Source organism: Kerstersia gyiorum, assembly GCF_004216755.1.
GTDB lineage: Bacteria > Pseudomonadota > Gammaproteobacteria > Burkholderiales > Burkholderiaceae_B > Kerstersia > Kerstersia gyiorum.
On record NZ_SGWZ01000004.1, the window covers coordinates 86,923 to 99,420 of the forward strand.

Below are 12,498 nucleotides of genomic sequence, written 5' to 3' on the forward strand. Positions count from 1 at the left end.
GTAGGTCTTGGTAATGGCGCCGGACGAGATGTCCGGCGGTTTGCATGATGTTCGGGCGCGACGATCGCCTGTGGCGGGCAAGCGGGCAGCAGGCACCATGATGGTGCGCACATCATGCCGCAGCGCCGCAAATATTAAACCTTCAATGGCGATGTTGCTATGAGACCGACACTGATTTTCATCAATTCCAGATGGAATTCCATTTCAACGATGAATTAATTCTCATTGACTGGATTCTGTTGTATTTCCATCTATTGAATTTTCAGATTCGTGAAAGGTTCATTAAAAATCTTAGAGCAAAAATCCAACGAGCGTCAAACGATCTTATATCTTATATAAGACAAAAGAGTGCTGGATTTATGCACGATTCGTATGCGACAATTGGCCCCGTTTCCGATTCTTTCCTACCGGCAGGTTCCGGCAAGCGGCCAGTCCGCAGCCGGGCCCATGGTTTCGTGCTTTATGTCTGAAATACCTGGCGAATCTTCTTCAGCGCGACCGCGGGCGGCGACGCGCCAGGTGGTGCGTGCGGCAGGTGCCGGCGCCGGCGGCGCGGCATTCAGTCCGCTGTACCGGCAGATCAAGGCATTGATCGTCGACAGCCTGGAGCGCGGCGAATGGAAGCCCGGTGAATCCATTCCCAGTGAAATGGAACTGGCGGCGCGTTTCCACGTGAGCCAGGGCACCGTGCGCAAGGCAATCGACGAACTTGCCGCCGAACATCTGCTGATGCGGCGGCAGGGCAAGGGCACGTTCGTCGCCACCCACAGCGAGCCGCGCACCCGCTATCGTTTCCTGCGCCTGGCCAGTGACGACGTCACGGATAGCGGTGGTGCCCAGAGCCGTTTCATCGACTGCCGGCGGGCGCGTGCCAGCGCCGATATCGCCAAGGTACTGGCGCTGCGTACCGGCGATCCTGTCATTACGATCCGGCGCGTGCTGTCCTTCGATGGCGAACCTACCGTGATTGACGACATCTGCCTGCCTGGCGGTCCGTTCCGCCGCCTGACGGCGGAGCTGCTGGCCGGCTACCGCGGCCCGCTCTATGCCTTGTTTGAATCGGAATTCGGCATCAGCATGGTGCGTGCCGACGAGAAACTAAAAGCGGTGGCTGCCACCGAAGAAGATGCGACTTTGCTGAGTGTGCAGGCGGGGTCCCCATTGCTGCAGGTGGAGCGGGTTTCCTATACGTATGGCGATCGTCCCATGGAATACAGAAGGGGTTTATACATCACGGAGCGTTACTACTATCGCAACAGTTTGAAGTGAATCCGGTGTAACATACTGCTGCCCGCGTTTTGTGATGATTTGAAACCCCAACTGACATAAGCGAAAATAGCGCGTTTGCCTAATTTTTTTAGAAACGAGGCTGTCCATGAGTGATTCCATAACCAAGCCGCGTCCCACTTACAAAAACGTAGGTGTGCCGCAACTCCTTGTCTATCTTCGGCATATGCCGGCGCCGGGCAAGTTATCCATCCTGCATCGCGCCAGCGGCGTGATTCTTTTCCTCTGTCTTCCGTTGGTGATCCTGCCTCTGTTCGCCAAGAGTGTCGGTTCCGAGGCAAGCTACGCGTCCATCGCGGAAATCGCCGGCAATCCGCTGGTGAAACTCGTGCTGTTGGCCATTATCTGGGGCTACCTGCACCATTTCTGTGCTGGCATCCGCTTCCTGCTGCTCGACCTGCACATTGGTGTCGAGAAGGTTGCGGCCCGCAAGAGCGCGACCACTTCGCTGGTCATCAGCCTGATCCTGACCGTCATCCTCGGCCTGAAACTTTTCGGAGCATGGTAATGGGAGCCCCTGATAACATCGGCCCGCGTCGCCTGGTCGTCGGCGCACACTATGGCGTGAAGGATTTCATCGCACAGCGCCTGACCGCAATCATTCTCGCCACCTATACGCTGGTGTTGCTGATCGGCATCCTCGTGATGCCCGAATTCAACTACGCCAACTGGAAGGCATTGTTCACGTTCCATGTCTTCGCCCTGCCTGTGGGCCAGATCCTGGCCACTCTCGCATTCATTTCGCTGGCCTGGCACGCCTGGATCGGCGTTCGCGATATCTGGATGGACTACGTGCGCGCCGTCAGCGTGCGTCTGTTGCTGCACACCCTGACGATTCTGTGGCTGGTTGGTTCGGTCGCTTATTTCGCACAAATCCTTTGGAGCCTGTAAGCCGTGGTCGCTGTCAAAAAATCTCTTCCGCGCCGCCAGTTTGACGTTGTCGTCGTGGGTGCCGGCGGCGCCGGCATGCGCTGTTCCCTGCAACTTGCACAGGCGGGCCTGTCCGTGGCCGTGCTGTCCAAGGTTTTTCCAACCCGCTCGCATACCGTTGCTGCCCAAGGCGGCGTCAGCGCTTCGCTGGGCAATATGAGCGAAGACAACTGGTACTGGCACATGTACGACACCGTCAAGGGGTCGGATTGGCTGGGCGACCAGGATGCCATCGAGTTCATGTGCCGTGAGGCTCCTCACGCCGTGTACGAAATGGAACACTTCGGCATGCCTTTCGACCGCAACCCGGACGGCACCATTTACCAGCGTCCGTTCGGCGGGCATACGGCCAACTTCGGTGAAAAGCCGGTGCAACGCGCCTGTGCCGCCGCTGACCGTACCGGTCACGCACTGCTGCATACGCTGTACCAGCGCAACGTTTCGGCCCGCACCCAGTTTTTCGTGGAATGGATGGCGCTGGACCTGATCCGCAACGACGAAGGCGATGTCCTCGGCGTGACTGCGCTGGAAATGGAAACCGGCGAAATCTACATCCTGGAAGCCAAGACCACGGTGCTGGCCACCGGTGGCGCCGGCCGTATCTGGGCTGCGTCGACCAACGCCTTCATCAATACTGGTGACGGCCTGGGCATGGCGGCACGTGCCGGCATACCGCTGCAGGATATGGAATTCTGGCAATTCCACCCGACTGGCGTGGCCGGCGCAGGCGTGCTGATTACCGAAGGCGTGCGTGGCGAAGGCGGCATCCTGCTGAACAAGGATGGCGAACGCTTCATGGAGCGCTATGCGCCCACGCTGAAGGATCTGGCGCCGCGTGACTTCGTGTCACGCTCGATGGACCAGGAAATCAAGGAAGGTCGCGGCTGTGGCCCCGATGGCAGCTACGTGGTGCTCAAGCTCGACCACCTGGGCGCTGACGTCATCAAGAAGCGCTTGCCTTCGATCCGCGATATCGCCATCAAGTTCGCCAATGTCGATCCGATCAAGGAACCGATTCCGGTCGTTCCTACCATCCACTACCAGATGGGCGGTATTCCGACCAACTTCTATGGCCAGGTGATGGATCGCAAGAACGGCGAGAACCAGGTCGTCAACGGCCTGTACGCCATCGGCGAATGCGCCGCGACTTCCGTGCACGGCGCCAACCGCCTGGGTACGAACTCGCTGCTCGATCTGATCGTGTTTGGCCGTGCTGCCGGCAACCACATCGTGGCCGCGCACCCGGAACGCCAGCATGCGCACAAACCGCTGGCGATGGAATCGGTCGACGCTTCGATGGCGCGTGTCGATGCCATCGAATCGCGTACCGGCGGCGAGCCGACGCAGGAAGTGGGCAATGCCATCCGTATGTCCATGCAGCATCACTGCGGCGTGTTCCGCACGTTGGAACTGCTGGAAGAGGGCGTGGGACAGATCGCCGAACTGAACGAGCGTGCCAAGCACATTTCGTTCAAGGACAAGTCCAAGGTCTTCAATACCGCCCGCGTCGAGGCACTGGAACTGTCCAACATGATCGAAGTGGCCCGCGCCACCATCCTGTCGGCTTCCAAGCGTACCGAAAGCCGTGGCGCGCATGCCCTGGATGACTTCCCCACCCGCGACGACGAAAACTGGCTGCGCCATACGCTGTGGTACTCCGCGACCAACAGCCTGGAGTACAAGCCGGTGCAGATGAAGCCCCTGACCGTCGACTCCTTCCCGCCCAAGGCGCGTACCTTCTAAGCAGGACCCAGTCATGAGCACCAAACGTATCGTTAAGTTCGAAATCTACCGCTACGATCCGGACAAGGATGAGCGTCCGTACATGCAGAAGCTGGAGGTGGAGCTGCTGCCCACCGACAAGATGCTGCTGGACGCCATCATCCGCATCAAGAACTCGGTGGACGACAGCCTGGCCCTGCGCCGCTCCTGCCGTGAAGGCGTGTGCGGTTCGGACGCCATGAACATCAATGGCAAGAATGGCCTGGCCTGTACGACCAACCTGCGCGACCTGAAGGAACCCATCGTTCTGCGGCCGCTGCCGGGTCTGCCGGTTATCCGTGATCTGATCGTCGATATGACGCACTTCTTCAATCAGTATCACTCGATCCGGCCGTACTTGATCAATGACACCCCCCCGCCCGAGCGCGAGCGTCTGCAGACGCCCGAAGCCCGCGAAGAGCTGGACGGCCTGTACGAGTGCATTCTGTGCGCCTGCTGCTCGACGTCCTGCCCCTCGTTCTGGTGGAACCCCGACAAGTTCGTCGGTCCTGCCGGGCTGCTGGCGGCCTACCGCTTCATTGCGGACAGCCGTGACGAAGCGACCGGTTCGCGCCTGGACAATCTGGAAGACCCGTATCGCCTGTTCCGATGCCACACCATCATGAACTGTGTCGATGTCTGTCCGAAGGGTTTGAACCCGACGCGCGCTATCGGAAAAATCAAAGAATTGATGGTGCGTCGCGCTGTCTGACCGCTGTTAGGGTTGCGGCGTGCAGGGTTTTTTTAGGAAGGAAGGTTAGATGTCAAAACTGACCGATCTGGATCGTGTTCGTCTGCGCTGGCGTGGCCGGCGCGGTATGCTGGAAAACGATCTGATAATCACCCGGTATCTGGACGCCTATGAGGCGGATCTGGACGATGAGGACGTTGCCGTGCTCACTCAGCTGTTCGAGCTGAGCGATAACGACCTGTTCGATCTGCTGCTGGCGCGCAGTGAACCGGAGGGTGACCTTGACACGCCGCGCATGCATAAGGTCCTTGGCCTGATGCGCGCACTTTGATCATTCACTAAAGTAGAGGATGCATTGCAATGAAACTGTCCGACAAGAAGGCAACGCTAAGCTTTTCCGATGGTTCGGCTTCGGTTGAATTCCCTGTTTACCAGGGCACGGTTGGCCCGGATGTGATTGATATCCGTAAGCTCTACGGGCAAACGGGCATGTTCACGTATGATCCCGGTTTCCTTTCGACAGCATCTTGCTCGTCTGCCATCACTTACATCGACGGCGACAAGGGCGAGCTGCTGTATCGCGGCTACCCGATCGAGCAACTGGCCCAGAACTGCGACTTCCTGCAAGTCTGCTACCTGATCCTGAATGGCGAACTGCCCGACGAAAAGCAAAGCGCCGATTTCGACTACGCTGTAACGCACCATACCCTGGTACACGACCAGCTGCAGTTCTTCCTGCGTGGCTTCCGCCGCGACGCGCACCCGATGGCCGTGCTGACGGGCCTGGTTGGTGCCTTGGCGGCGTTCTACCATGACTCCACCGACATCAACAATCCGGAGCATCGCCGCATTTCCGCGATCCGCCTGATTGCCAAGATGCCGACGCTGGTCGCCATGGCGTACAAGTACTCCGTGGGCCAACCGCTGGCCTATCCGCGCAACGACCTGTCGTACACCGGCAATTTCCTGCGCATGATGTTCAGCAATCCGTGCGAAGACTACGTGGTCAACCCCGTCGTCGAGCGCGCTCTGGACCGCATCTTCATCCTGCACGCTGACCACGAACAGAATGCCTCGACTTCGACCGTGCGCCTGTGCGGTTCGTCGGGCACCAACCCGTTCGCAGCCATTGCCTCCGGCGTGGCTTGCCTGTGGGGTCCGGCTCACGGCGGCGCCAACGAAGCTTGCCTGCAAATGCTCGAAGAGCTGCAAGCCAACGGCGGCGTGGCCAAGGTCGGTGAATTCATGGAAAAGGTCAAGGACAAGAACTCGGGCGTGCGCCTGATGGGCTTTGGCCACCGTGTCTACAAGAACTACGATCCGCGCGCCAAGCTGATGCAGGAAACCTGCAAGGAAGTGCTGCAAGCACTGGGCCTGGAGAACGACCCGCTGTTCAAGCTGGCCATGGAACTGGAGCGTATCGCTCTGGAAGATCCGTATTTCGTCGAGCGCAAGCTGTACCCGAACGTGGACTTCTACTCGGGTATCGTCCAGCGCGCCATCGGTATTCCGACCTCGCTGTTCACGGCCATCTTCGCGCTGGCCCGTACCGTGGGCTGGATTGCCCAGTGGAACGAAATGATCTCCGATCCCGAATACAAGATCGGCCGTCCGCGCCAACTGTTCGTGGGGTCGCCCTCGCGTGACATCAAGGCTTAATGGCTGGCAGCCGTTGAGCGGATGCGGCGGCAGCATCCTCGCCAGCCGTATCTGAATGATCCCCGTGTCTTTGGCACGGGGTTTTTTTTGCCTATTCGTTGCCGGTGAATGGCTTTGAGCGCAGGGCCAGTAGCAGGGCGGCGGCGGCAAATCCAGCCGCCAGCCAGAGATTGCCGGCGAGGCCCAGCCTGTCCACGCTGTGGCCGCCGGCCCAGGAACCCAATGCAATGCCGATATTGAACACGCTCACATAGAGCGCGGCGGCAATTTCCACGGCCCTGGGAGCGGCTTTCATCATCCAGGTCATTAAACCGACAGAGACGCCGCCGTAGGCCAGGCCCCAGGCCAGCAGCAGGATAGCCCCGCCGGCCGGCGTGTGGCCCAGGCCCAGGAACAACAGGGGCGCGGCCAGCAGGCCCATGGCGATTGCTGCCACAGTTGCCCTGGTATGGCGCGCGGCATGCATGCCCGCGAGGAAGTTGCCAGCCACGCCGGCAACGCCATAGGCGAAAAGCAGCATGCCTATCCATTGCGAATCGAACGCTGGGAATGTCAGCAGCAAGGGGCGCACGAAGGTGAAGGCGATGAAGTGGCCGGCCACCAGCAAAAGTGTCAACAGCAGCCCGGTACGCAACTGCCGGTTGTGCCATTGCGCTCGGAAATGTCGCAAGGCCGTGGAACCGGAGACTGGCAGGGCGGGCAGGACAGCGCCATGCAAGACCAGTACCAGTCCGCTGAACAGTGCCATGCTGCCGAAGGCCCAGCGCCAGCCGGCAAGCTCGCCGATCATCGCCCCCAGCGGTACGCCCAGCACGGACGCCGCAGCCACACCGCCGAAAATGACAGAAGTGGCGAGGCCAAGGGCATGGCCTGGGACCAGCCGCGCCGCCAGCCCGCCAGCGATGGCCCAGATGCCGCCGATACAGAAACCGAGCAGTGCGCGGGCCGCCAGCATCCCGCCCAGGTTTATCGCCAGCGCCGAGGTCAGGTTGGCCAGTGCCAGCAAGGCCAGCAGGCCGCACAGGATCTTGCGCCTGTCCAGATTGCCCGAGACGATGACAACCAAGGGAGAGAAGCCGGCGGCCAGCAACGCGGGCAGGGACATCATCAGGCCGGCCCTGCCGTTGGACGTGCCCAGGTCGGCGGCGATGGCATCCAGCAGGCCTACCGGCAGCATTTCCGTGCTCACGACCGAGAACGTGGCAAGGCCCACGGCAATAACTGCCAGCCAGGCGCGCCGGGACGTGGCATGGGTATCAGGCGCGAGATTCATGGCTGGTAACCTTGAAATGAGCAGTCAAAGAGGAAAAGGCATGCAGGGTTATGGCTTGCAATGCTCCAGCGTGGAGTCAGGGGCGACAGCAGGGGCGACTGCCGGGGTGGCTATCCGCAGGCGCTGATGGCCGCGCAAGGCTGCCAGCAGCACCACGGTTGCTGCGCCGAGTGCGACCAGGAGGCCAGCCCGGGCACCATGTTCATCGACCAACTGGCCGGCGGCTGCGGCACCCATCGCAACTCCGATGTTGAGGCCGGCCAGCAGCCATGTCATGCCTTCGGTAAGGCGTTGTTCCGGTACCAGCCGTTCCACCAGCGACATGGCAACGATCATGGTTGGGGCGAAGAACAGGCCGGCTATCCATACCGCAGCGGCCAGCATGGGAATACTATTTGCCAGCAGCAGAGGCAGCGTTGTGGCCGCCGTTGCCAGACCGCCCAGCAGCAATAGGCGGTGCAACGGGGCGGACAGCTTCAGCGCACCGAAGCCGAGCCCGGCCAGGCAGGACCCCAGGGCATAGGCGGACAGGATCAGGCTCGCCGCAGCCGGCTGGCCCAGCTGTGCGGCAAAGGCCACGCTCACGATATCGACAGTGCCGACTATCGCCCCCATTGCCATCATCATGAGCACCAGCAGTTGTACCGGCGTCTGGCGGATGACCGATCGCACTGCGCCGTACGTGGCCTGCTGCGGATTCACGGGAGGCTCTGTGCCACGTTGCACGACCAGGGCTGATACACCTAGTGCCAGCACAAGTGCAGCTGCCATCAGGCCAGCCTGTGGCAGCACGGCAACGGACAAGCCTACCGATAGCGGCGGTCCGGCAATGAAAGTCACTTCGTCCAGTACGGTTTCCAGTGAATAGGCGGTTTGCAGCCTGGGCTGGCCACGGTAAAGCACCGACCAGCGGGCCCGCACCATGGCCGACAGGCTGGGCATGAAGCCGGCCAGCAGCGCGCCGGCAAAGAGTGGCCAAACGGCATGAGAATGCCAGGAGGCTGCGATCAGGAGCAGGAGCCCGACGCTGCTGACTGCCGTGGCGGCGGGCAGGACGCGGCTTTGCCCATGCCTGTCGACCAGGCGGGATATCTGGGGCGAAACCAGGGCGTAGGCCAGCACGAACGTGGCGGAGACGGCACCTGCCAGCGCGTAGCTGCCACGCAATTGTGACAGCATGGTGATGATGCAGATGCCCGTCATGGGCAGGGGAATTCGTGCCAACAGGCCAGCCAGGACAAAGCCACGGCTGCCGGGCGCATTGAAAAGTTCTCGATAGGGGTTGGCCATCTTGTTTCTCTGAAGGCGCCGCTTGCCTGGGGGGGACGGTACGGCGAAAATACATACGTAGCGTATGAATGTGATCATATATTCATACGCAGTGTATGTAAATAAACATTCAATGTGTATGTAAAGGGGATGTGATGGTTCGTCGCACACGTGCTGAAATGGAAGAAACCAGGGTGATACTGCTGGTCACTGCCCGTCGGGTGTTCGGCGAAGACGGCTACGCGGATGCGTCAATGGATGACCTGACCGCCAGGGCCGGGTTGACCCGGGGAGCGCTGTACCATCATTTCGGTGACAAAAAGGGACTGCTGGCGGCAGTGGTCATGCAGATCGACGCCGAGATGGATGCGCGCCTGCAAGCGATTTCAGATGGGGCCGAGGATGACTGGGCAGGGTTTTGCAAGCGATGCCGCGCCTACCTGAAAATGGCGCTGGAGCCGGAAATCCAGCGCATCGTGCTACGCGATGCGCGCGCCGTACTGGGTGGCGCCACGCCGGAGGCGCAAGGGCACTGCGTGAGCTCCATGCAGAAGATCATAGACAGGCTCATGCAGCAGGGAGTGGTGGCGCAGGCTGATGCGCAGGCGCTGGCATCCATGATTTATGGCAGCCTGGCCGAAGCCGCGTTCTGGATCGCGGATGCCGAAGATGGCAGTCAACGCTTGCAACAGGCCACGCAGGCGTTGGAATTATTGTTGCGCGGATTGCTGGCCGAGCCTGGGTCCGAGGGGCGAAGGGTTAATTCGGCTGGCTAGGCGACGCGGCTGGCAGGCAACCTGGCAGCCCGGCGACAAGATGGTCCGGTGGCCCGATGACCCGGTGGCGTGGGCCGAAGTGGCTAGTGCTGGTGGCAAGCAACCTAATCTATTTCCGTTGCGCCTGCATCCAGGATCTGGCGCAGTTGCGTCAAGGCTTGGCGCAGCGTCTCTGGTGGCGGGGCCGACAGGGCGAGGCGCACGGCGTTCGGCGAGTGTCCGCTGGCGATGGCAAAGGCGCTGCCCGGCGCAATGGCGATGCCTTGCCGGGCGGCGGCGGCGACCAGGTTTTCTGCACGCCAGCCAGCGGGCAAGGGCAGCCACAAGTGATAGGCGCGCGGGTCTCCTGCCGGCGCCAGGCCGGCAAGCGCCTGGCGTGCGATTTCCTGCCGCATGGCGGCGTCTGCACGCTTGAGCGCGGCAATCTGCCGGGCGCTGCCGTCGGACATCAATTGCAGGCCCAGGGCGAGAGGAAAGCCGGCTGCCGCCACGCCGCCAGCGCGTATGCTGGCGGCCAGCCGTGGCGCCAGGGCTGGTGGGGCTGATGCGAAGCCCAGCGTCAGGCCGGGTGCAATGCGCTTGGAGAAGCTGTCCACGTAGATGACTTGTTCAGGCGCATAAGCGGCAAGCGGTAGGTCATCGACAAGAAAGCGGTAGATAGCATCTTCGATGGCGGGTAAACCAGTGCTGGCCAGTACGGTTGCCACGGCCTGGCGCCGAGCCGTGTCCATATGGCAGCCCAAGGGGTTGTGCAGTGAAGGCTGCAGGTAGAGGCCATCGAGCGGCGTGGCTGCATGCGTCTGCAGGATGGCGTCGGGCACCAGGCCTTGGGCGTCGATGGCCAGCGGTACTAGCGTAATGCCCAGCTGGCTGGCCAGGCCCCGTATTCCCGGGTAGGACAGGGACTCCACGCCGATGCGGCCGCCCGGCGCAGCCAGTGCGCGCAGCGCGGCGGCAATGGCCTGCCGTCCGTTGCCGGTGAAAAAAATGCTGTCGTCCTGCGGTTGCCAGTGCGCTTGCGCCAGGAAAGCGGCAGCGATGCGGCGGGCCTGGGGCTTGGCGGCAGTGCCCACGGCCTGCAGGGCATGGCCGAACAGGCCGGCCTGGAGTATCCGGGCAGTGGCGTCGGCCAGCATGGTATTGGCCTGGGCCAGGACGGGAATGTTCATTTCGAGGTCTACGGAAGCCAGGCCTGGCTCCGACAGGGCAGGATGAGGCGCAGCCCAGGCGGGCCGGACATAGGTGCCGCGCCCGATCTCACCGCTGGTCAGTCCGCGGCGGGCGAGCTCGGCGTAGACGCGGCTCGCAGTGGAGGCGGCAATTCCGTGCCGGTCGGCAAAATCGCGCTGCGGCAACAGCCGGCTGCCGGGTGGCAGGCAGCCTGATGCGATATCGGCGGCGATGGCATCGGCCAGCGTGCGGTAGTCCGTCATGTCATTGCTCCGAGTGCAATATATCAATTGCACTGAATTATGCCTCAGTGCAATGATGAGTCCTTTGCAGGAGTCACAACAATGGTTTCCGCCAGCAATCTCGCGGCCTTTTCCCTGGTCGCCCTGGGCATGGTGATCACGCCAGGTCCAAACATGATTTACCTGATCTCTCGTTCCATCGCCCAGGGACGGCGCGCGGGGCTGGTGTCGTTGTGCGGCGTGGTCATGGGTTTCTTCTTCTACCTGGTCTGTGCGGCTTGTGGCCTCACAGCGCTGCTGCTGGCCGTGCCATACGCCTATGCGCTGATACAGTGGGCGGGGGCGGCCTATCTGTTGTATCTGGCGTGGCAGGCCGTGCGGCCTGGAGGCAGTCCGGTATTCGCGATACGCGCGGATATGGTGCCAGACAGGCCGTGCAAGCTGTTCCTGATGGGGTTTGTGACGAATCTGCTCAATCCCAAGATCGCCGTTCTGTATCTGTCGTTGCTGCCGCAGTTCATGGACCCGGCCATGGGCGATCTGTTGCTGCAGGGCATGACGCTGGGGCTGGTGCAGATTGCCATCAGCTTTTCGATCAATCTTGCCATCGTCTGTGCAGCCGGTTCGATCGCGGGTTGGCTTGCTTTGCGTCCGGGGTGGTTGCGGATGCAGCGCTGGTTGATGGCGGGAGTGTTGACGGCATTGGCGCTGCGGCTTGCGACGGAACGGCGCTAGGCAGGAAGCGTCAGCGCAAGAGGCGCGTATCGGTGCCGGTGTCGGTGTCGATGCATGGCGGCAGGCGCGGGCTTATGATGGATGCTGGGTTGGCGCAAGCCGGCTGCAGGCACAAGCCGGAGTCTGCGCGGCACTGCCACCTTTTCAGGGTGGAGAAAAAGGCGGCTGGCAGGCATCCGGATAGGGTGGAGAAGCCTTTCATTCCTGAACCCGGAAGGCTTCACAAGGAGACTGATTGCATGACCAAGCAGAACAAAATCTATCTGGAAGATATTGAAATCGGGACGGAGTTCCGTAGTGCCGAACATGCGCTGGATGTGGCGCAAGTCATTGGCTTTGCCCAGCAGTTCGACCCGCAGGTATTCCACCTGGACGAAGATGCCGCTCGGCAGACGTTTTTTCAGGGGCTGGCGGCCAGCGGTTGGCATACGGCCGCGATCACCATGAAGCTGCTGGTACAGAGTATTCCGGTCGGCAATGGCCTGATAGGCGCGGGCGTCGAGGTGGCCTGGCCGCAGCCAACCCGGCCGAACGATGTGCTGCGGGTCGTCAGCACGGTCAAGCAGATACAGCCGTCCAGGTCCAAGCCGGACCGGGCCATCGTCATCATGGAGTGCCTGACGCTGAACCAGCGCGACGAGGTCTGCCAGCGCATGACGGTCAAGACGCTGGTCATGCGCAGGCCGGCGGGCTGAGCCGCAGCGG

At 61.5% G+C, this 12,498-nt stretch carries 13 protein-coding genes; 10 read left to right on the forward strand and 3 right to left on the reverse strand.

The genetic code is table 11. From position 1 onward, the window contains the following. Positions 1-462 precede the first annotated feature (462 nt). The 7 genes from EV679_RS12345 to EV679_RS12375 all read left to right on the forward strand — a co-directional run bounded on the left by EV679_RS12345 (position 463) and on the right by EV679_RS12375 (position 6,328). Entirely contained in the window at positions 463-1,269 is an 807-nt protein-coding gene (locus tag EV679_RS12345; protein ID WP_130487383.1) for a GntR family transcriptional regulator, read from the forward strand. 106 nt (positions 1,270-1,375) lie between these two features. Next, positions 1,376-1,795, forward strand: coding sequence for a succinate dehydrogenase, cytochrome b556 subunit (sdhC, locus tag EV679_RS12350; RefSeq protein ID WP_068370631.1), 420 nt, complete (start codon positions 1,376-1,378; stop codon positions 1,793-1,795). Next, the gene (gene sdhD / locus EV679_RS12355) at positions 1,795-2,178 is read left to right on the forward strand and encodes a succinate dehydrogenase, hydrophobic membrane anchor protein (protein ID WP_068370634.1); all 384 of its coding nucleotides are present in this window, start codon (positions 1,795-1,797) and stop codon (positions 2,176-2,178) included. The genes sdhC and sdhD overlap by 1 nt, the downstream gene beginning before the upstream one ends. 3 nt (positions 2,179-2,181) lie before the next feature. Next, on the forward strand, positions 2,182-3,960 hold the full coding sequence (gene sdhA, locus EV679_RS12360) for a succinate dehydrogenase flavoprotein subunit (RefSeq protein WP_130487384.1): 1,779 nt from the start codon (positions 2,182-2,184) through the stop codon (positions 3,958-3,960). A 13-nt stretch (positions 3,961-3,973) separates the two neighbouring features. Beyond that, a complete protein-coding gene (locus EV679_RS12365) occupies positions 3,974-4,690 on the forward strand; it encodes a succinate dehydrogenase iron-sulfur subunit (protein WP_068370636.1) in 717 nt (238 codons plus the stop codon). Between the two features lie 49 nt (positions 4,691-4,739). Then, entirely contained in the window at positions 4,740-5,000 is a 261-nt protein-coding gene (locus EV679_RS12370) for an FAD assembly factor SdhE (protein ID WP_068370637.1), read from the forward strand. Positions 5,001-5,029: 29 nt separating this feature from the next. Further along, positions 5,030-6,328: a citrate synthase gene (locus tag EV679_RS12375; RefSeq protein ID WP_068370638.1), complete on the forward strand. Its 1,299-nt coding sequence runs from the start codon at positions 5,030-5,032 to the stop codon at positions 6,326-6,328. A 91-nt stretch (positions 6,329-6,419) separates the two neighbouring features. Here the strand turns inward: EV679_RS12375 and EV679_RS12380 are convergent, their stop codons facing one another. After that, positions 6,420-7,601: an MFS transporter gene (locus EV679_RS12380; RefSeq protein ID WP_130487385.1), complete on the reverse strand. Its 1,182-nt coding sequence runs from the start codon at positions 7,599-7,601 to the stop codon at positions 6,420-6,422. Between the two features lie 48 nt (positions 7,602-7,649). Next, complete coding sequence (locus EV679_RS12385) at positions 7,650-8,891, reverse strand: MFS transporter (RefSeq protein WP_130487386.1); 1,242 nt, start codon at positions 8,889-8,891, stop codon at positions 7,650-7,652. A 134-nt stretch (positions 8,892-9,025) separates the two neighbouring features. Here EV679_RS12385 and EV679_RS12390 point away from each other — a divergent pair, with 134 nt between their 5' ends. Further along, a complete protein-coding gene (locus EV679_RS12390) occupies positions 9,026-9,646 on the forward strand; it encodes a TetR/AcrR family transcriptional regulator (RefSeq protein WP_130487387.1) in 621 nt (206 codons plus the stop codon). A 104-nt stretch (positions 9,647-9,750) separates the two neighbouring features. On the opposite strand, the gene EV679_RS12395 is transcribed toward EV679_RS12390, so the two are convergent. Then, on the reverse strand, positions 9,751-11,079 hold the full coding sequence (locus EV679_RS12395) for an aminotransferase-like domain-containing protein (RefSeq protein ID WP_068370639.1): 1,329 nt from the start codon (positions 11,077-11,079) through the stop codon (positions 9,751-9,753). Between the two features lie 81 nt (positions 11,080-11,160). Between EV679_RS12395 and EV679_RS12400 the strand changes: the two genes are divergently transcribed. Then, positions 11,161-11,793 (forward strand): LysE family translocator, encoded by a 633-nt coding sequence (locus tag EV679_RS12400; RefSeq protein WP_130487388.1) that lies wholly within the window; start codon positions 11,161-11,163, stop codon positions 11,791-11,793. A 239-nt stretch (positions 11,794-12,032) separates the two neighbouring features. Continuing rightward, a complete protein-coding gene (locus tag EV679_RS12405; protein WP_068370642.1) occupies positions 12,033-12,488 on the forward strand; it encodes a MaoC family dehydratase in 456 nt (151 codons plus the stop codon). Positions 12,489-12,498 lie beyond the last annotated feature (10 nt).